At 60.1% G+C, this 18,916-nt stretch carries 14 protein-coding genes, 2 pseudogenes and 2 riboswitches; of the genes and pseudogenes, 10 read left to right on the top strand and 6 right to left on the bottom strand.

Annotation, left to right across the window (positions count from 1 at the left end):
- Window positions 1–24: 24 nt before the first annotated feature.
- Complete coding sequence (locus AAFG07_RS33085; protein ID WP_342723894.1) at window positions 25–939, bottom strand: class I SAM-dependent methyltransferase; 915 nt, start codon at window positions 937–939, stop codon at window positions 25–27.
- 1,233 nt (window positions 940–2,172) lie between these two features.
- Here AAFG07_RS33085 and AAFG07_RS33080 point away from each other — a divergent pair.
- Together AAFG07_RS33080 and AAFG07_RS33075 are read left to right on the top strand one after the other, a co-directional pair.
- Window positions 2,173–2,898 carry a GntR family transcriptional regulator gene (locus tag AAFG07_RS33080; RefSeq protein ID WP_342723893.1) on the top strand — a complete coding sequence of 242 codons (726 nt, stop codon included), beginning with the start codon at window positions 2,173–2,175 and terminating at the stop codon, window positions 2,896–2,898.
- Between the two features lie 37 nt (window positions 2,899–2,935).
- Window positions 2,936–3,415 carry a hypothetical protein gene (locus AAFG07_RS33075; protein WP_342723892.1) on the top strand — a complete coding sequence of 160 codons (480 nt, stop codon included), beginning with the start codon at window positions 2,936–2,938 and terminating at the stop codon, window positions 3,413–3,415.
- Window positions 3,416–3,446: 31 nt separating this feature from the next.
- On the opposite strand, the gene AAFG07_RS33070 is transcribed toward AAFG07_RS33075, so the two are convergent.
- Complete coding sequence (locus AAFG07_RS33070; RefSeq protein ID WP_342723891.1) at window positions 3,447–5,129, bottom strand: MFS transporter; 1,683 nt, start codon at window positions 5,127–5,129, stop codon at window positions 3,447–3,449.
- 1,494 nt (window positions 5,130–6,623) lie between these two features.
- On the opposite strand from AAFG07_RS33070, the pseudogene AAFG07_RS33065 reads away from it, so the two are divergent.
- Both AAFG07_RS33065 and AAFG07_RS33060 read left to right on the top strand, forming a co-directional pair.
- Window positions 6,624–6,760: pseudogene (locus AAFG07_RS33065) on the top strand (transposase domain-containing protein); the annotation flags it as partial.
- A 613-nt stretch (window positions 6,761–7,373) separates the two neighbouring features.
- Complete coding sequence (locus AAFG07_RS33060; protein WP_342723890.1) at window positions 7,374–8,150, top strand: GntR family transcriptional regulator; 777 nt, start codon at window positions 7,374–7,376, stop codon at window positions 8,148–8,150.
- Window positions 8,151–8,382: 232 nt separating this feature from the next.
- On the opposite strand, the gene AAFG07_RS33055 is transcribed toward AAFG07_RS33060, so the two are convergent.
- The 3 genes from AAFG07_RS33055 to AAFG07_RS33045 form a co-directional block, all read right to left on the bottom strand.
- Window positions 8,383–9,144: a Crp/Fnr family transcriptional regulator gene (locus AAFG07_RS33055; protein WP_342723889.1), complete on the bottom strand. Its 762-nt coding sequence runs from the start codon at window positions 9,142–9,144 to the stop codon at window positions 8,383–8,385.
- 636 nt (window positions 9,145–9,780) lie between these two features.
- Window positions 9,781–9,999 (bottom strand): M20/M25/M40 family metallo-hydrolase, encoded by a 219-nt coding sequence (locus AAFG07_RS33050; protein ID WP_342723888.1) that lies wholly within the window; start codon window positions 9,997–9,999, stop codon window positions 9,781–9,783.
- 559 nt (window positions 10,000–10,558) lie between these two features.
- On the bottom strand, window positions 10,559–11,506 hold the full coding sequence (locus AAFG07_RS33045) for an aminotransferase class IV (RefSeq protein ID WP_342729313.1): 948 nt from the start codon (window positions 11,504–11,506) through the stop codon (window positions 10,559–10,561).
- Window positions 11,507–12,299: 793 nt separating this feature from the next.
- Window positions 12,300–12,385: riboswitch (glycine riboswitch) on the top strand.
- Window positions 12,386–12,478: riboswitch (glycine riboswitch) on the top strand.
- A 67-nt stretch (window positions 12,479–12,545) separates the two neighbouring features.
- On the opposite strand from AAFG07_RS33045, the pseudogene AAFG07_RS33040 reads away from it, so the two are divergent.
- Window positions 12,546–12,668, top strand: a pseudogene (locus AAFG07_RS33040) (FAD-dependent oxidoreductase); the annotation flags it as partial.
- A 237-nt stretch (window positions 12,669–12,905) separates the two neighbouring features.
- Here AAFG07_RS33040 and AAFG07_RS33035 read toward each other — a convergent pair.
- Window positions 12,906–13,358 (bottom strand): Lrp/AsnC family transcriptional regulator, encoded by a 453-nt coding sequence (locus tag AAFG07_RS33035; RefSeq protein ID WP_342723887.1) that lies wholly within the window; start codon window positions 13,356–13,358, stop codon window positions 12,906–12,908.
- Between the two features lie 316 nt (window positions 13,359–13,674).
- On the opposite strand from AAFG07_RS33035, the gene AAFG07_RS33030 reads away from it, so the two are divergent.
- The 5 genes from AAFG07_RS33030 to AAFG07_RS33010 all read left to right on the top strand — a co-directional run bounded on the left by AAFG07_RS33030 (window position 13,675) and on the right by AAFG07_RS33010 (window position 18,842).
- Window positions 13,675–14,031 carry a hypothetical protein gene (locus AAFG07_RS33030; protein WP_342723886.1) on the top strand — a complete coding sequence of 119 codons (357 nt, stop codon included), beginning with the start codon at window positions 13,675–13,677 and terminating at the stop codon, window positions 14,029–14,031.
- Between the two features lie 445 nt (window positions 14,032–14,476).
- Window positions 14,477–15,646: a Xaa-Pro peptidase family protein gene (locus AAFG07_RS33025; protein WP_342723885.1), complete on the top strand. Its 1,170-nt coding sequence runs from the start codon at window positions 14,477–14,479 to the stop codon at window positions 15,644–15,646.
- Window positions 15,647–15,965: 319 nt separating this feature from the next.
- Window positions 15,966–17,195, top strand: a complete 1,230-nt coding sequence (locus AAFG07_RS33020; RefSeq protein WP_342723884.1) for a cytochrome P450 — start codon at window positions 15,966–15,968, stop codon at window positions 17,193–17,195.
- 12 nt (window positions 17,196–17,207) lie between these two features.
- On the top strand, window positions 17,208–17,528 hold the full coding sequence (locus AAFG07_RS33015; RefSeq protein WP_342723883.1) for a 2Fe-2S iron-sulfur cluster-binding protein: 321 nt from the start codon (window positions 17,208–17,210) through the stop codon (window positions 17,526–17,528).
- An 84-nt stretch (window positions 17,529–17,612) separates the two neighbouring features.
- On the top strand, window positions 17,613–18,842 hold the full coding sequence (locus AAFG07_RS33010; protein ID WP_342723882.1) for an FAD-dependent oxidoreductase: 1,230 nt from the start codon (window positions 17,613–17,615) through the stop codon (window positions 18,840–18,842).
- Window positions 18,843–18,916: the final 74 nt, after the last annotated feature.

Genomic DNA, 18,916 nt, shown 5'->3' with positions numbered 1-18,916 from the left:
CTGTTGTGATGTATGGAAACCATCTCACTCGCGTTGGGCATGCCACGCCCTGGAACGAAATCGCAGGCCGGCCGGTTGCCTGCTTCTGTACGTGTCCGCGATCATTTGCAGTATGGAGTCCCAGACCTCGGGCGCAACCTGACTCGGGATGTCATGTGAGCAAGCCCAAAAGTTGACATACTGCTCTTCGCTCATCGAGATGGCTTCGGTGGTGGCAAGATAAATGCAGTTCCCGAAGCCGGGATATTGATTGAGGAGCGGCTCGTAAGTTCCTGTGGGGCCGAGACCCAGAGTACGCGCCCGTCGCAGGGCAGGCGCCATGTCGCGTATCCGATTTTCGATTTCGAGGTGAAAGGGGTCAGTCTCAAGATCCGACTGCAGGATCGTGATTGTGAAGGATCCCCCAGGCCGCAGGATCCGCATGCTCTCGCGAAGTGCTTCGCTCGTGTCCGTCAAATGGAACGATGTGCTGTAGCAAATCCAGTCCAGCGAACCGTCGGCCAGGCCAGTGCATTCTCCCGACGCATTGATCCAGGATACCGCTCCAGTCGGGTTGAGCCGCTGCCCTACCTCCATCATCTGACGATCAGGTTCGACCGCATAGCCGGAGAGCCCCATGTCAGCCAGGGAATACGCGATCGCGCCCGTACCTGCTCCGATATCACCGAAGACGGGGCTTTCGGTTACGCTCTTTACCTGGTCAATAAGCGACTGAAGCAGTCGCCGTGAGTAGGGGGGACGCCCCGGATAAAACTCTGCTACTTCGGAAAAGCTTCCAAAGGACCGGCTCCTGGCAACCTGCATCTTCTGCTCCGTCACGTGACGATTGGTTAGAATGGCGATTCCGCACAAATGCTTGCGCGGGTTACCGTGAAGAAGTTTTGTAGAGATCCCGTGTGTCCGCCACATTCCGGAGTTGATCGGGAATCCTTCAGACATCCCGACGGATCGCGATGTCGTGGGAAAGAAATCCGGAATCCGGATAGATCAGCTCGACAGAATGGTCAGGCATGCCGGGAATGTGCCGTACACGAACGTGCTCGCGCGATCCTTTCATCACTCGAGCCATCTCGCCTCCGCCACTCACTGCTTTCGTGAGATCTGCGCGCTACCGCGTCTCGGGCGACCCTGATGGACAGAGCGGATGACAGCTTGCGGGCCGTAGTGGGTGAACCGCTCCGCATCGCCTTTCCGAAACCAGGGAAACTTCCGGTGGATTGTCGTAAACGCCTAGCATAACAGCTGCGCGCCCGTTTTGATCGATGACTTGCCGGCGCCATCCTTTCCGTCGAATCCGATCTGACGCAGACCTGACATGCAGAGCTTCCCTTCTTCGTTCCATTCATCGCGATCACGCGCGAAGTGATGCCGGTTGGCAGTCACCCGTCGCGTCGCAGGAATAGAGATCAAAATTCGTGCCAGCCTGGTTGACGGCGGCAAAGGGACGTTTGTGATTGCGTTTCAGCTATTTGGTCTGCGAGACAACATGCGTGATCGAACAAAAGAGCTCGTGTCGCGGACCCGACAAACGCGACAGAATGTGCCAGCATTCGGTATGGCGTGCGTTGCCCGCGATCCGCTCCGTCAACGTAGGTGCTGGCGGCGGCGGGATGGCGCGAGCCATCGCCCGGCTTCCGCAAGAGGCATCGCCGCGGCTTCGCTCTCCCGGAAGGCTTTCTCCCGAACGTGCGTTGGTTTGCTGCCGGCGCGCCTGACACCCATCGCCGGTCATGCCATTTGTCCGGTGGCAGCAAACCTGACGCAATTTTCACGGCCGTCATCGCCGCGAGCAGTTGGCTTCGTGTGGCGATCGCGCATCAGGTGCAATTCGCGCCGAGTCTCTTGACACCACGATGTTCGATCATGTCGGTGCCTGACCCGTCTCGGTCAGGGGGCGGGGCACTGTCGGGAGTCTCCGTGGCGTGCTATGAGCCCGGTTTGCCGACGCTCGCCTGGACCGACCCAGGATGAAATCACGCTCATGCGGTACCCGACCCGCGCGCGAGAGTCTGTTCGGCCCTGCGATTTCATCCAGCTAACGCGCGAATGCGACGACTGATTATTGCGACAAACTGACTGCGTGGTCCGCTCTTGAAATCACCGTCGGTCGCCGCCAGCTTCTGCTCCGTACAACGGAGCATCCCTGTGAATGAACGGCGACCCGGAACGTCATTGTCCCTGCATGAGTCTGTTCGTGCGGAACTGCTCAGGCGTATTGAGAGCGGTATCTATCCGCCGGGGGCTCCTATCCCGTCCACGGGAGTGCTCACTGTGGAATTTGGCGTCAGTCAGATAACCGTCACACGTGCCTTGAGGGATCTTCAGACGACGGGAGTTTTGGTCTCGTTCACAGGTAAAGGCAAATATGTGAAGAAGCAGGCACCTGTTCTGCGCAGGCTCGATGCCGTGTCGCCGGCTATTGGCACGACGAACGTTCAGCTGTTGTCCATCACGCGGGAAAGAATATCGGATCCCGCCATGCACTTGTTCGAGCCGCCCAGGGAGGCGATGCTGTGTGTCCGAAAGGTTGTCTTCGCTCATGATGTGCCCGTCATGTACGATGCCACGTATCTTTCGTCGAATGTAGAAGATGGGATAATCGAGGAGTTCGGGGAGCATTTTGTAACGACGGCGCTCAAGCGTCACAGTATCGATGTCCTCAATACCGACATCATAATCGACGCAGCTCCCGCAACGGGAAAGGTCGGCGAAGTATTTGGAATACCAATCGGCTATCCCGTCCTGCGCCGTTCCTACAAGTGTGCGACAAGCGACACGGAGATCACCCTGTTCGGTGTTGTCCAGGCCCCGTTCGACCAACTCGCCTGCTCTGTAAGTATTCCGTCAAAAAGGAGGCGGCGACTCTCACGACGGGCATCTCGCCGAAGCCTCGCCTGATCCGGATTTCGCCGATGATCCACTCGACTTCGAGGATGTGAGCGCCTGCCTCAACCGGGTTGGTACCTGTCCCCGGCGCGAGCTCCTTGCAGGAGTATTCAGCTTCAAGGAGAAAGCACAGCCAGCGATCGCCGGACTCGTTCGCCGCTTTGAATTCAGGGCCCCAAGTGAACGTGCGCATGAGCGCACCACCAACAGGTCGGTTTGCCGCGAAACGTTGCGGGCCGCCGGGTTCGCCCGGCCGGAGACCATGGTGTGCCGATCAGGCGAGGCGGTCGATCAGGCGTTCGCCGGGCTCTCGCGCCGGCATCGCAGGCTCATTCTCAAGTCGATGACCGGTTACGGCTTCGCGGGATTAGCCGCCTTTTATGGGCTGTGCGCGATGTGGCTTTACAGTTTTCGCAGCGAGATGCCGGTCCTGGTGGCCGGAAAGCCCAGCAGGATGGCGTTGACCTCGGGCAGCCCTGGAGGACACTTCCTCACCGGAGCTTCGGTCAGCGGATCGGTACCCGCCTGAAAAGGATATAAAGTGAATGAAATGGCCGTCGTCACTTCTCGTAAGGCCCCGGGAACTGCCGGGGCAGGGCGTGGTTTGCAGCTTGATCCGGGCTCTCTTCCTTCCAGCGCACCGACCCGAACGGCCTCTCGAGCATGCGTCGAACGCGCACGGGCTGAGGGCCGATGTGAAAGGCCATGGCCTGCCGATCCAGCGCACGCTCTGTCCGGGTTGAACGGTTGCGCAGCCGCAAATAATCATACCATGTCGGACAATGATAACGCTCGGTCCAGAGTTCAGGATCGGCAATGTCGCGGGCAATTGACCAGCCGTAGGCGCCATTGCGCTGTCGAAACAGCTGGACCTCCTGCATCAGGCTGTGGAAGGCGCGTGCGCTGTGCTGCGGAATTCTATACTCGATCTCGACCACGAGCGGCCCGCTGCGTCCGGTGAGGGCGAGTCGTATCTTCGGATCCTCGATCATCTCGGCCTCTTCGCGCTGCGCGCTGATACGAGGCATGGGCAGCCAGAGCCCGAGAAGAGGGGAGGCGAGCATCAAGGCCGCGGAGACCAGCAGTGTTGCCTCGATGCCGGCGGCGTCGGTCAGGCGGCCCCAACCCCAGCTGCCCAGGGCAATCCCGCCGGAGCTGGCCGCCTGATAGGCAGCAAGCGAGCGTCCCGCCACCCAGCGCGGCGACGACAGCTGCACGCCAATGCTGAAAATGACCCACGCCATCATCCACACGGCCCCGGCCAACATCAACGCTGCCGCTGTCAAAAGCGGCTCGCGGCTTAACGCCACTGCGACAATCGCCGCGCCCATGGAAAGGGAGCAGGCCCGGATCGCGGCCTCGCCACTCATGCGCTTGCGCACCCTGGTGATATTGAGAGCGCCGATCACCGCGCCGAGACCAAAGGAACTGAGCATGATGCCATAAGTCCGGGCGCTGCCGTGCAGGAGATCGCGCACGACCAGCGGCAGCAGGGCAATGAGCGCGCCGCCGAGCAGGCCGGTCACCAGGGCGCGGCTCAGAACGATTCTGATGGATGGCGAATTGACGATGTAACGTATGCCGGAAATGACCGCACGATTGAGCTTTTCCGGCGGCAGACGAGAGGGGACGGCGTTGCGCTTCCACGCGAACAGAGCGAGCATGAGTGGAAGGTAGAGAACGGCGTTGAGGGCAAATGCGGCGACTGCGCCGGCCGCCGCGACCAAAATGCCCCCGATGGCCGGGCCCACACTGCGCGCGATATTGTAGCTGATGCCGTTCAGCGCGACGGCCGCAGGCAGCGTTTCCGGAGGCACCTGTTCACTGACCGAGGCTTGCCACGCCGGCCCCATAAGAGCCATGCCGCTGCCCACGGCAAAGCAAAGTGCGAGCAGGACATTCGGCGTAGTAAGACCCTGCCATTCGAGCAGCGCCAGCAGGGTCGCGCCGCAAAGCTCAATCGAGAGCGCAACCAGTCCTACGACGCGGCGGTCATGCATGTCTGCAATGGCACCGGCCGGCATGGAGATCAACATGACCGGCAGCATGATTGCCGTCTGCACCAGTGCAACCTGATCGGCGGAGGACGTCATCTGCGTCATCGCCCAGGCGGCCCCGACGCCCTGGACCAGAATGCCGAGATTGGTGAGCAGGCTCGCGAGCCAGATGCGGCGGAACGTCCGATTGCGCAGCGGGGCCGTAATGCCGTCAGTGCCGGATACAGGCTTGCAGGGATCGGTCATCTCGGCTCCTGCTGCGATTCAGATACCATGTATCCGGGGGCAGACCGGTGACGGCCTGCACCTCGTCGCTCGCAGGCAGGCAACTCCCCTGTCGGTGTTGCCCTTGTCGTCCCGGCGCTCATGAAGCTCTTGATGGTGCTCAATGTCGTGAGAGACATTTCTCGTAACTTCGTAATTTCTTCTTCTGCGCACGACAGGTTTCGATGAGCACGCGCCCGTGAGCCGCCAGGCAGCGGGGAACAGGATTGAGAGCCACGGTCCGTTGAGACCGGATCGATATTCGCTCGCGGCCAGGAAACCGTTTTGTGACGTCACACTCGCAAGGATATCAAACAGGACCCCCGGCTCTTGAGCAGCCATAACTGTAATATTAGGCCGCTTTCGGCGCTCTGCAAAGAACTCGCATCCTTGTTGCGATGAGATCAGCGCAAATTGAACAACCGGGCACTGCGGATTGCCGGATTGTCGCACTGTCCTCGAGATCGCCGGATAACACATCGGGATGTGTCCACCGCCTGAGCCGGGGTGCAAACCGGCCATGCAAGGCCGGGCAAAAGAGCCGTTGCGGCGATTCCACATTCGATACCGATTTGCGATTGAACCAGGACCAGTCCGACCCGGCACGCCTGTGTCGCGACCCAGGGACGGTCGTCGCCGTTGAAACCGGCCCGGAGAAAAGGCCACCGGTCTTTTGGACCGGCGGCAAAGTCCGGGAAGGAATGCCCGTAAGGGCTGCGGCATGACAGATCCACCGCAATCAACCGATCGCTCGGCCGATTCGTGTTCGGCGCCAATGATCCAGGCTGTTCGTTTGCGCGTCATTGTCTGATGTGAGGTCATTACACCAAAACCAGTCGGGAGCTGCCCTCAAATCTGTCTTCGCGGCGTTGAAAGCTCACTTGGTTCTCACGTGTGCCGATAGCGCGCCAGTTTCGTACGCATTGCACCAATCGAGAGTGGCCTCTTTCGTCCAGGAATCGCGAGCTCCGATCTTCTGACCTTAAACGGAGGACCCGCCTGACCGCCTCTGGACGGCACGCCACCCGACGGGTCAACAACGGTGAAGCAAGTGCGACTGTCGCCGAAGACGATCGAGAAATGCCTGGCAGCAACGGTCCGCCTGCCCGGCTCGAATGAGCACATGGATCGGATACCCGGACGGCTGACCGAACGCTTCACACTTGAGGGCGCGGCATACCCGTGCATCACGAGCGTCGGGATGGCCGAGGCGTCGCGCACTCTCCTCGCGCAAGGTCATCCGCCGCCGGCGCATGCGCGCAGGCTGCGGAAGCCGGTTCGCGAGTCTCCTGCTGCACTGCGGGTTTTGCAGGCGGACCCGACGGGTTGCGCGAGCGAACCCGTCGGGAATTCCGCATCATAGCGATGGAAGCTGTCCTGCAGGGGCCGGCAATGCGGCTCTCCGCTGCCGCCTGCGGTCCGGGTATTCCATCGCTTTGGGTCGCAAGTTCTGCTGCTGCGCTGTGGCTCCGGTCGCGGGCCGCGGTGATGGACGGCCTGATCGTCACAGCCGAAATGAACGACGTGGAGTCGCAAGCCTGGCTCGCAGACCTCGGCGCGCGCATCGCTGCTCTCCACTTCAAGAGCTCGATGAAGTACTGCCGTGGAATTGACGCGACCGAAACAGGCAAATCGATACGGCTGCCGATGACATTGCCCGGCGGTCCGCACCGGATGCTCACGCATTCTCCTGGCCTGCCCGCTCTGCTTTCGTTTGCACCCGCGTGCGCCCGTCACGTATCACTGGCCAGAACAGAACGATCGCGTCAGGCCTGCGCGCTCGACGGCATAATCGCCGCCATGCGTGCAGCTGTCGGTGCGCTGTGGGAAGGCCAAAGATGGGGCGCGCCCGTTGGCAAGCCCCTTTCCGTGCCATGCTGCCTCTGTTCCCGCACGGGGCTCCGGTTGCGTTGACCGTCACCTCCGATCCTGCCTCGTAAGGCGGGTGAGCATCCCAGAGCACGTGACCGCTACGGCGCAGCCCGACGGCCCGGGACTCCTGAATCGTCGGGTCTCCTGGTGATGAACGCTCATCGTGATCCTTGTTCTCCTGGATGTCAGCCATGACTGACTGCGCGTGAGAACCCAGGTTGACCCCCAGAACATTCTAGAGTAGGTATACCAGGATGGAACGCTACGCGAATCGAGGTCTTGTCCAGAACAGGGATCGGCGTCGGATCGGATGCGCTTTGGCCCCGGCCCCGGCGGAAAGCATGGAGAAGGCCTGTGAATGAACTGCTGCTGCGAACGGCGTCGTCCCTGCATGAATCGATTCGTGAGGAGTTGCTGAAGCGCATAAGGAGCGGTGCATATGAGCCGGGATCACCTATCCCTTCCACCGCGATGCTTACCCAGGAGTTCGGCGTAAGTCCGATCACGATAAAGCGGGCGTTGCGCGATTTGCAGGCCGCGGGAGCCCTGGTCTCGGTCGCCGGTAAAGGCACTTATGTAAAGAAGCAGACGCGTGTTCTGCGGAAGCTCGATGTTGCCACGCCGCTCTCCGAGGATACAAAGCTTCAACTCATATCCATTACACGCGAGAAAATTTCAGATCCGGTCATGCTGACCTTCGACCCGCCGAAGGGGGGAATGCTTTGCGTCCGCAAGATAATTTTTGCAGACGGAGGACCCTTGATGTATGACGCCACATATCTCTCGTCGGACGTGGACGACGAGATTGTGGAGGAGTTTGGCGAGCGCTTCGTAACGATGGCGCTGAAACGTCATGGTATTGATCTTGTGAACACCGATCTCATCATCGACGCGGCTCCCGCTACGGGCAAGGTCGAGGAGGTGTTCGGAATTCCGACCGGCTATCCGATGCTCCGCCGCTTCTACAAGATTACGACAACCGATCCCCAAGTTACCGTCTTCGGTGTCGTGCAGGCGCCATTCGATCTGCTCGCGTGCTCCGTAAGCCTTCCGCTAAAGGGTGCCTCCTCGACACGCGCTCCCTCAAAAACCGTTGCCTCAAAGCCCGGGAAGCGGCGGGCATCGAAATGAAGTCCTGGATGCCTCCTGCCGTTCTGCTGCGAAAATCATTTCGTGGTGGTGGTTGATCACGTCAAGCGCCTTTCCGCCCTGGCACTGCCATGAGACCGCGTCACCACGCTGATGGAGCGTGGCGCGGGTTCTCCCATATTTCGGCCGCACGCTGATCTCCGGCTCCTTCGCCGGGATACCGGGATCTGTCCAGCCGGGGAAGATGCAGACAGATTTTCTGATCCATCGGTCACTACACCAGACCGTCCGGGTCAGAGCAGTCGTAAGCGCTCGCGATACGCCTGTAACAACAGCATGCTTTCTGCTCGAGAGGCTTGCGCTGGTCGATCTGCAAGACGCCTCGCATCTTGCGGATAAGCCCTTGCTCCTCGAACCGGATCAGGGTCTCCGTTACGCCGGCACGGCGTAACCCCAGAACGGACGAAAGATAGTCATGGGTGACTGGAAGCACGCTGCCGTCAATCGCATCACTTGCCAGACAGAGCCAGCACGCAATTCGCTTCTCGCGATCGTGCCGCACTCCGCAAAGCCCGATCTGGGCACAATGCAGGGTCAGGGCTTGAACGTACTGAAGCAGATGTCGCTGTATTTCACGGGATTCGTTCATCAGCCGGCGCAGGTCCTCGATGCGGATCCTGTGCGCGCTTCCGGGGAAGAGCACAACAGCCTGATGCGCTGAAGGGTGCCCTCCAAACAGCAGCGAGGCGCCAACTGCGCCCCGATGTCCTATGACTGCGGTTTCAAGGATGCTGCCGATCGCAACAACTCTCAGCGAGACGAGACCGGATTCTATGAAATAAACGTGCTCAAGATGGGTTTTCGGCTCCTGGAGAATCATGCGTTCTCTCAAGATCACCGGCTCAAGGAGTTCGCCTATCGCTGCGAGATCCTGTAGCGATATTCGTGCCAAAATCTCATTCTTGGCAAAACCCCGCATATTCTGCCGCACAGTGCCGGTCCACGAAAGCATCGCTCGATTGCTCTGTTCCCGCATAGTTCAACTCAATTGAGTTGCAAGGCCAATTGAAGGGTTAATGCCATGAACAAGAAAAGCGGCCAGCCATGAGGCGTCGACGATCCAGGGCGGAGAGAGTGCGAAGACGGGCAGGCTTTGAAGATCTATTGGGGCCCCTATCTGGAGAAGCATTGGCTGGAGCCACACCGGGATCGCCTCCAACCTTAAAGAGGCCGGACCGTCCTGCCTGACAATCGCGCATTCCAGTAGTCGTTTGCATCAAGCAATCTCCCGGGCGAACTGATCCTGGCCGCTGCCAGCGCTCCTCCCGCGTGCTGTGCTCGCTTCAAGGCGCGATGTGCATCCGTTTGCCGAAGCTCCGGCGAACGCGGCTCTGGCATAGCAGTTCTCAGGAATGCCGGACGCGAGCGTTCTCTAAATTCCCTACTGACTATAGCAGGTATATATGGAATGTCAACTTGAACACAATCTCGACTGCCCGGGCGTATCTGGTGGAAGGAGCAACCGCCTGGTACCGGCCAGGCGTTGCTTCGCTCAATCCTGGAAACGGCGCTTATATATGCGATCCATATGATGCCGACACGGAGCCTGTACCGCTTGCGGCCACAACTTCATTGGCATGATGCGGGAAACGATCCCGCAATTCCTCGCGGATCATCCTTTGGCCGCCGGTCTCACTCCCGGGCCCGTTCTATTCCGCGGCTGAAATATCAGCGCGACGATGCCACGGAAGTTGCGGGTGCCCGCAAGGTGCTTCGCTGCGCCAGGCAGCATGACGGTATGCCCGTCGTGCCCGCACGCAGGCATTTTTCCGGCGCGTCCTCGATGACCAGGCCTTGCCCGAGGGGCTTCCAGTATGGGCAATGCGTCCATGTCCGCCCTGAGCCCGATGGTGGCCCGTCGCCGCCGTTTCCCTGTATGAGCGCGACGACGCCCATCTCCGCGATGCCGGTGACAACATGGTTTATGCCAAACGAGGCGAGTTTCCCGGCGATGAATCCAGCCGTGTTGCTGAGCTGAAATTCCACTTCCGGATTCTGGTACAGATACTGCCGCTAGCCGCTGGCTTCCCGTTGAAGCGTCCGGAACGTATCGATCTTGTTCAGCTGTCTCTTTGCCGGATCCGGGACGGGCCTCCTGCTTGCTTGTGAGCGTCTCGAACAGAGCGCTGTTGGCCCGAAGGACGAATAGAAGGTCGCAGCCTCAAGGCGAAGAAAAACGCTTCGAGCGGGTTATGCCTCCTGTGCCGCAAACAAAGCGCACCGGGGTCATGCCATGGCAGTCGGGGCCCGCCCTGGCCGCAACACGCGATCTTTCACTCTCGGCGGGGCCGAGGCAAGTGTGGCGCAGGCATTCAGTGCATTGATGACAGAAAGCTCCGACCGCAGACAGGAGAGAAAGCGGCGGCCATTCGACAGCCGGCCGGGTCGCTCTAGACATGGGCGACGGGCATGGACCAGGCCGGATCACGATGCTTCTGCCAGTACATGTCGATCATGCGCCGCGTGATCGGACCGACGCAGCCGCCGGCGATCGGGGCTGCGTCGACGCGGGTCACGGGCATGATGCCTCCCGCGGTCGATGTGATGAAGACCTCGTCGGCGGCGCGCAGTTCCGCGGGAGAGACGTCGGCAGCTTTGGCGGGCAGTCCGATCTCCGCGCAAAGGTCGAACACGCTTCGGCGCGTGATGCCGGGAAGGACGCCAAATGCCGGAGTACGCAGCGCGCCGTCCCTGACGATGAAGACATTGAAGCCCGGACCTTCCGCAATATTTCCGTTGGCGTCCAGAACAAGTGCGGTTTCGCCGCCGGCGTCATAGGCATCGAACAGGCCCATCACGAGGTCCAGCCAATGATAGTTCTTGATGGAAGGGTCGACCGATTTTGGGGAAATTCGAATAGTCCCGCTGATCGAAACATGCAGCCCGCGTTCGAGTTGCTCCTTGCTGGCGACGGAACCGAAGGGCACGGCAAACGCGATGAAGCGGTTCTCCGCCTGGCGCGGATCACGGCTGAAGGTCGGCGACGATCCGCGTGTGCAGATCATCTCTACATACGCGGACTTGTGACCCGAGAGCGCCACACAATTGTGGAGGATCTCCTCCACCTCGTCGCGGCTGTACGGGAGTTTCATACGAAGGCGCTCCACACTGCGCCAGAACCGGTCCAAATGGAGATTGAGGCGGAAGAACCGCCCCTCCCACACATGTGCAGTATCATAGGTTGCATCGGAGTGAAGGAAGCCATAGTCCAGCACCGAAACTTTGGCCTGGGACACAGGAAGATACTGACCATCCATGAATGCTATGCCGTGAGGATAACGACGCCGGTCAATGTGATTCTGTTCGGTGCCTGGCAGCGCATTTGCGGCGTCAGTCAGTGTGATCTTCACGGTGGTTCTCCGGGCGATTTGCCTTGCCGCCGCGGTACGGTCCGTCACCAAATCGCAACTTCCCGTCGGCAGCCGCTTCTGGTTCTCACGTCTTGCCGGTGCCTGGAAATCAATTGCAGGCCATATGCGCAACGAACGCTCCAAATTGCCTGTCGTCGTGGATGAATTCATGCATCGCCCGCTTCCCGAGACCAGCGTTTCGTGGGTTGCTTTTGCGGCGTCGGGCTTCTCAAGAAGAGCGAGAGCAAGCCGCCCGGCGTGCGGCTCGTGGCGATGACCTTCTTCGGGGCTCTGCCGCGACCCGGTGGTTTCATCAATTCCACGCTCTTTGAACGCAAAGGGCAGGGTGGCGATAGCGCCGTTGCCGTCGCTGAAGTTGAAAGGCCCACAGACAGAAGAGCCCGTGGGACAATGACGCGGTCCGGTCCCTTGGGGCACCGCGTACCAGCCGGGCTGTCGGCCTGAAGCGCGGACGGCCCGGTAGGGGCTGGTTCTTGCGATCGCCTCGTGCGGGTTACGCCTCAAGAAGTCTTTGCCATGACTTGCGTCGTTCTTTGTACCGTCTATTTCATCGACCGGAGCATTTTGGCGCAAATCTACTGCCAAATATGTCATTGATCGCGCCGCGGCGCACTGAAGAGCCGTTGCGGCCGGTCTGGCGTGCCTGCGAAGTGCGAGAACTCGAAGCATGAACGCGATTTGGCATCCGGCATTACGAGGAGACGCATGTGAGAATAGAGCCCTGCGCGGCAGATGATCCGGAAATGGAATAGCCGTTCTCAAGGCTTGGATAGGAGAGGCACCTGTCGAAGGTGCGCCGACGGAGCACCCCCAGGAAACTCTCAGGCAAAAGGACTTCCAATGCCGAACAATCTGAAGAGCAGCCGCGATCGGCGCTCACCGAAGGGGATCCTCTCGCAGCGAGGAAAAATCTCTCAGGTAGAAGACAGATGGAGGCCAGGACTGGCGGAAGGCCGAACCCTGCTGTTGGAGAGATAACGTCCCATATCATCGTTCAGGTGCAGGCATCGCTGGCGTCACAACGGCTTACGCGCTGTTGCAACGTGGCCACCAGGTGACCGTGATCGATCGCCACCGTTATCCGGCAATGGAAACGTCATTTGCAGATGGCGGTCAGCTACTGTCATGCATAACGGCGGAAATGGCCGCGGGGCTGGTGGGCGGCACTGCCAATGCCGGTGTGAGCAGCTGATCCCCTTGGAGGAGCTGCCGGCCGATCGCAACCCAGCTCTTCCAGGGAATATTGCGAACCGGCCTGCGCGAGCCGCGGGAACGATAGAGCGAGCCTGGGACGTTCGTGCTTTCGAGCCCGAATGATTCAGCGGACAGTTCGATATCGAGAGGCCGTTGATTTGCCTCGTTCCCGCTACACCCTGATTCTCGGCTCGAATTTAACGCGATCAAGCGTGATCATGCTCTGGAATTTCCGTACGTTCGGATTTGTGTAAAGCTTCGTCTTCACGAAGAGGTCGAACGCCTCAACGTCGTCGACGGTAACGACCAGAACGAAATCGGCATCGCCGGTGACCATGTAGCACTGGCTGACCTCATTGGCGGCGCGCATTGCGCGTTTGAAATCGTCCACAAGGTCAAGCCGCTCCCGGTCGAGTTGAACTGTGACAACGACAGTCAGCGATTTGCCGAGCGCTTTCGGATCGACGAGCGAGATATCCGCAACTATCACGCCATTCGAACGCAGCTTGTTCACCCGTCGCATGCACGAGGCTGGAGACGAGCCCACGGCTTCCGCGAGCTCGGCAAAGGAAAGCTGGTTGTTTCTCTGCAGGGTCGCAAGAATTCGTCGATCCAGGTCGTCCATTTGCCGCACCCGGCTATCTCTTAAAGGGTTCCAATCGCGAGGCACCGCATTGGTATCGAAATCAGCGAGCGAATTTTCTAGGTTGCATCGATCCTGCGGTGCTTGTTTCACCGGGCTGCGCATTTTGCAACCAAACTCTATTCCGTCCTGCGGTCTGAACCGTTGGGGGCCAGCCGAACAGCTGCGCCGGCCAATCGACCCAACTAAAGGCCGCGAAAAGAAGGCTCGGGCGTCCCGGGCGTCCCGAGCCAACGGGCCCACGAATGGTTGACACCAGGAACGCTGCGCCGGAGCCGAAATCGTGGAGCTGTTGCTTATGAGTGAAAATATCGTCCTGGAAGAACACTGTTGGCAGGCGCTTTGTCAGGCTGATGTGTCAGCCCAGGAAAGAGCCAGCGAGGTCACCGCCGAAATCGGCCGAAGACCGCACTCTTCGGCCCGCGGGGGCAACACCCGGATCTTAAATCCGCTGCCAGTCCGCCAATTCGCGCCCGGACAACCCGGCTCAAGGGTCCTGTTCCTGAAGCACCGCAGCGACGCCTCCGGCCCGCTTTCACGTGTGTCGATCGTCCACCGGTTTCAGTTTTACCGGTTACGGCCGAACACCTGTTTGAACAGTGACCGTGTTCTTCGCAATTACCTGGCCTGGCGTTGCACCTGCGCGCTTTCATGAGAGCGTCAGTCGCACCATCGGTGAGCTCGCCAATCTCGCGTGGTACAGCAACCCGGATAACAGCGTTGCCATATCTGTTCCAGGTTGACCCGCGCGATAAATATGGTAGCTCTAATATAGCTGGTATATAAGGCATATCATCAAGGTAGTGCTTGCGAAGCAGGGGAAGCAACACCGAGCCAAGGAGCTCACGGGATGTGTCGGCGCCGGAGGAGCCAGCCCGCAAAAGACTGGCTGTTGATCTCGAGAGGGCATGGCGCCGTGTTCATCCCCGCGAGCGCGCCGTTGTCATCCAGTATCCACGACGCGTTCGTCGTCGCGTGGCCGGGATTAGGCCGCTCGCTGGTCTTCCGAGAAGCGGTAATGGCGTGAGTGTGCCTGGAGCGCGGAGAAGGCGGTCCGTGTCACCGTTTGGTGTAATCGGCCATTCCATGGAGCAATAAAGATGTCGAGCACGATCCCGTCCTGGCCGAGTGATGCTGAAATAAGCTCACGAATCTCTCGCCTTAGGGATAACATGGCCGGGGCGGCGATTGAGGCGCTGGTTCTCACGTCCCGACACAACTTCGAATACTACACGGGATTTCGCAGCCTGTACTGGATTTCGGACGCGCGTCCGATGCTGGCGATTGTTCGGCGCGATCAGCCGGGCGTATCGATCCTGATCTCCCGGATTGAGCAGCGCAACGCGCGCCAGATTCGTAATGCGGACGTGCGCCCTGTCTACTATGACGGGTTCACCGACAGTGCACTTCAGGCGGCCGCGACGTTTTTGCACGGGCTTCCGGGCGGTTCGGCAATCGGCTTTGATTATGGTTTCGACATGTTCGGCCGCGGATCGGTCATGCTGATCGATCTTCTGCGTGCCGCGCCCCATCAGTTCCGGCCCGTCGATGCGGCCGATCTGATCTGGCGCCAGCGCCTGATCAAGAGTGAGCACGAGTTTCAATCAATTCGAGCGGCCTGCAACGTTGCGACGGATTCGTTTTTTGACGGACTGGCCGGCCTCCGGCCCGGGGTGAGCGAGTACGAGTTCGGTCAATTGCTTGAGCAGCGGATGATCGGTCGCGGCGCAGACAGTGTCGAGTGGCTTCCTGTCCGCTTTGGACGTGGCGATTTCTCCTATACCCGGCCAAACGCGGACATCAGGCTGCAGAAAGACGATTTCGTCTGGGTCGATATGGGTGTGCGCCGTGCCGACGCGGTCAGCGACTTGAACCGCGTGGCAAAGGCCGGCAAAGCCACACCTGAACAGGAAAAGCTTTATGAGGTGGTGAGAAGCACGACGCTCCGCCTGGCCGAAGGGATTCGTCCCGGCATGACGGGCGACGACGCATTCGCGCTTTACGCCGAACTTTGGTCTGCAAGGAATTTCTCCGATTTTCCCCTCTCGGGGCGCGTCGGACATGGCTCGGGAAGCGGACTGACGGAGCCTCCGTCCCTTTTGGCCGGTTCGACCGATATCATCCAGGAAGATACCGTCCTGCACGTGGAACCAAAGCTCGAAGCCGCCGGCGGGGTCTTTCAGGTGGAGGAAGTATTCAGGGTCACGACGGGTGGTCCTGAATTCCTGAGCACGATTGCGCCGGCGAAGTTGCCGGTTATCGAGGTTTGAGTGCGCTTGCAGCCCGCGCCCGTTGGCTTCATGGAGCCGGATCGCCGCAAAGACGCTTGCACGCTTTGTCGCGGCGGTCTGCATCGAGTGGCAATTGGCGGTGCGCGCGGGGATGCGGGCGTCACACACCACCCAAGGGCAGGGAGTCCTGCCCTGCAGTTCATCGTCTGCACAACATCCCGAATGAAGGAATATTGCAGAATCGGCCCTGAAATGCAGCGCTTTCATCACCGACCGTGGAGTATACACCAAGCGTCCGGCGTCCTGAGCGGCAACCAAACGTTTGCGACGCAAAGACTTCGGAACAAGGCACCTTAATATGAGCACTGCTTCGATTTTGCCGTCTTCCGCCGAGTGGTCGATGGTCTCGCTTGCCGAGCGGGATCCGTTTTCGACCTATGACGAGTTGCGCAGGCGAGGGAAGGTCGTTTGGGATCCCGGCATGGATAGCTGGCTCGTGCTGAGCTACGATATCTGCAGGGCGATCGAGACCGACGAGGCGACATACCGGATCCTGCCCGTCGATGCGCCCGCCGTGACGTTCGAGATCAAGGGCGATCTCGCCAGGACGGGTGTCTCCTCACTGGTCGGGGAAGAGCATGCGCGCATGCGCCGCTTCTATCTGAAGCTTCTGAGCCCTGCGCACATGCCTGCCTATCGCGTCGGACATGTGCTGCCTGCGGTCAACCACCTGATCGACCTCTTTGCCGGAAAGGGAAGCGCCGAGCTCGCCTCCCAGCTTGCCTTTGAGGTGCCGAACCGCGTCATGGGCTCGCTTTTCGGGCTTCCCTGGAAAGACGACGCGCTGATGGCCGATGTCTCGCAATGGCATAAGGATATCGTTGCCAGCCTCGGTGTGAAGTACGCCAATGACGAACTGAACCGGAAGGCACTGCGGGCATCCGCCGAACTGAACAGGCTGTTCGTGCCGTTGATCCTCGAGCGAAAGGACAGGCGGGGCAACGATCTGATCAGCGAGCTCTGGACCCGGGCCGAGGCCGAGTATGGCGAGGTGGGGGTCGACCATCTCGTCGGGATCGTGCGGGAGCTGGTGATCGGTGCGGGCGAGACGACCGCGAACGCCATCGCCAATGCGATCTACCTGTTCCTGTCCGATCCCGGCCTGCACGACGCCGTGACGCGCGACCAGGAAGGCACCCTCAACGCGTTCGTCGAGGAAGTCCTGCGGCTCTTCGGATCGGTGCAGTGGCGGTTCAGAAAGGCCAACCGGGACGTGACCCTTGCAGGTGTGGAAATCAAAAAGGACGACATCATCTGCCTGCTGCACGCCGCCGCAAACCGGGACCCAGAGCATTTTGCCTGCCCGCACATGGCCGACCTGAAGCGGACGCCGCCCACGGATCACCTGGCATTCAACGTCGGTCCGCGAATTTGCCTCGGCATGCATCTGGCGAGGCTTCTGATCCGGGAAACCCTGAAGGCCCTGATTGCGCGCCTGCCGAACCTGCGTCTCGATCCGGCGAAGGAGCCGCCAACATTCCGGGCTTTCTCCCACCGCTCCTACGGCCCGTTGCACGTCGTGTTCTAGGGACTTCCATCGATGAAACTGCTGGTTTGCGACCATGAAGGCCGGTTGGTCGAACTCAATGACGTATCCGAGCCGACGCTGATGCTCGCCATTCGCGGGGCGGGGCTGAACCTGACCGCGCAATGCGGCGGATGTGCATCCTGCGGAACCTGTCATGTCTATGTCGACGATGGCTGGCTGGGAAAGCTCAAGCCTGCCGCTGATTTTGAGGATGCGATGCTGGACGTCGTCGAGCAGCGGCAGGAGAACTCAAGGCTGTCATGCCAGATCGAGCTGACCGAAGATCTGGATGGCCTCGCCGTCACGCTCGCGCCCGGCTCTGAATTCGCGTAGCCGACCGGCCTCGACGAAGCGTCCCTAAATTCCGGACCAGTCGATCCGGCCAATGTATCTGCAAGCGTTCCATACCAGGAAGCCATGCGCCAGAAGTTGCTGATTGTCGGCGGATCCTACGCCGCGGCTGAAGTTGCGTCGCAAGCGCGCGAAAGCGGGTACGGCGAAGACATCGTCATCGTGAGCGAGGAGGCGGCGCTACCCTACCATCGCCCCCCGCTCTCCAAGGCCTATCTCAAGGGGCATTCGGATGAGGCGATGCCTCTCAAGGCGGCCGCCTTCTACTCGACAAACAGGATCGAATTCATGCTGAATACGAAAGTTGTCTGCCTTGAACCCGGAAGGAACAGGGCCGAACTTTCGAATGGTGCACAAATCGCCTTTGATACCCTGGTGCTCGCAGTCGGTGCGCGTCCACGAGCGCTCGCATGTGCAGGCGCCGATCTTGGAAATGTTTATTACCTTCGCTCCATCGCTGATGCCCGTCTGCTTAAGGCCGCGACAGCGGAGGCGGAAAAAGTTGTCATCATCGGCGCCGGTTTTATCGGTCTGGAGGTGGCTTCGGCGCTCATGGAGCTGCAGAAGCAGGTCACGGTCGTGGAAGCGGCTGATCGGGTCCTTGCACGCGTTGTTGCTCCGGAGTTGTCCTGTTTTCTGTCCTCGGTCCACGCCGGCCGAGGGGTCAGACTGCTCACGTCCCGCACGGTACGCTCGCTCGTCGGCGAAAGCGGGCTCGTCCACCAGGTGTTGCTGGACGATGGAACGGCTCTTCACGCAGATGCTGTCATTGTCGGGATCGGATCGGTCCCGAACCTGGAATTGGCCGGGCAACTCGGCCTGTTCAGCAAGAATGGTATCGTCGTCGATTCGCGGTCGCGCACGAGCCGGCCAAACGTATTTGCTGCCGGCGATTGCGCACTGTTCCGGGGGCCGTTCAATTCAGGCGATGCCCGACTGGAGTCCGTTCAGAACGCGACTGACCAGTCGCGGGTGGCAGGGGCGGTCATCGCGGGCGTCGACAGGGCTTATGATGCTCTGCCGTGGTTCTGGTCGGATCAATACGACCTCAAGCTTCAAATTGCCGGACTTCCGTTCGGTGCGACCGAGAGCATCGTGCGCCCTGGAACCACATCTGACCTCTCCGTCTTTCATTTTCGGGACGATACCTGTGTCTGTGTGGAGAGCGTAAATCGGCCGCGCGAGCATGTATCGGCGCGTCGGCTCCTGTCTCGTGAGAAAATCACGAAGCGGGATTTGCAGGATGTCGATTTCGATATCTCGGCGGTTTTGAAGCGCTTCAGTATTTCGCGATGATATCGGTGTGGCTGTCGGCATCCTTCAAGCAGCCGCCCATGGTGGGATCGACGCTCTTACAAAAGTCTGGACGC

The sequence above is a fragment of the Bradyrhizobium sp. B097 genome (assembly GCF_038957035.1).
Lineage (GTDB): Bacteria > Pseudomonadota > Alphaproteobacteria > Rhizobiales > Xanthobacteraceae > Bradyrhizobium.
This window is presented reverse-complemented; position numbering and strand designations above follow the sequence as displayed.

What these genes read in the sequence shown, in the direction of transcription:
- AAFG07_RS33085 (WP_342723894.1), bottom strand. Translation starts at nt 939, where the DNA reads ATGTCTGAAGGATTCCCGATCAACTCCGGAATGTGGCGGACACACGGG.
- AAFG07_RS33070 (WP_342723891.1), bottom strand. Translation starts at nt 5,129, where the DNA reads ATGACCGATCCCTGCAAGCCTGTATCCGGCACTGACGGCATTACGGCC.
- AAFG07_RS33055 (WP_342723889.1), bottom strand. Translation starts at nt 9,144, where the DNA reads ATGCGGGAACAGAGCAATCGAGCGATGCTTTCGTGGACCGGCACTGTG.
- AAFG07_RS33050 (WP_342723888.1), bottom strand. Translation starts at nt 9,999, where the DNA reads ATGGACGCATTGCCCATACTGGAAGCCCCTCGGGCAAGGCCTGGTCAT.
- AAFG07_RS33035 (WP_342723887.1), bottom strand. Translation starts at nt 13,358, where the DNA reads ATGGACGACCTGGATCGACGAATTCTTGCGACCCTGCAGAGAAACAAC.
- AAFG07_RS33030 (WP_342723886.1), top strand. Translation starts at nt 13,675, where the DNA reads ATGAGTGAAAATATCGTCCTGGAAGAACACTGTTGGCAGGCGCTTTGT.
- AAFG07_RS33025 (WP_342723885.1), top strand. Translation starts at nt 14,477, where the DNA reads ATGTCGAGCACGATCCCGTCCTGGCCGAGTGATGCTGAAATAAGCTCA.
- AAFG07_RS33020 (WP_342723884.1), top strand. Translation starts at nt 15,966, where the DNA reads ATGAGCACTGCTTCGATTTTGCCGTCTTCCGCCGAGTGGTCGATGGTC.
- AAFG07_RS33015 (WP_342723883.1), top strand. Translation starts at nt 17,208, where the DNA reads ATGAAACTGCTGGTTTGCGACCATGAAGGCCGGTTGGTCGAACTCAAT.
- AAFG07_RS33010 (WP_342723882.1), top strand. Translation starts at nt 17,613, where the DNA reads ATGCGCCAGAAGTTGCTGATTGTCGGCGGATCCTACGCCGCGGCTGAA.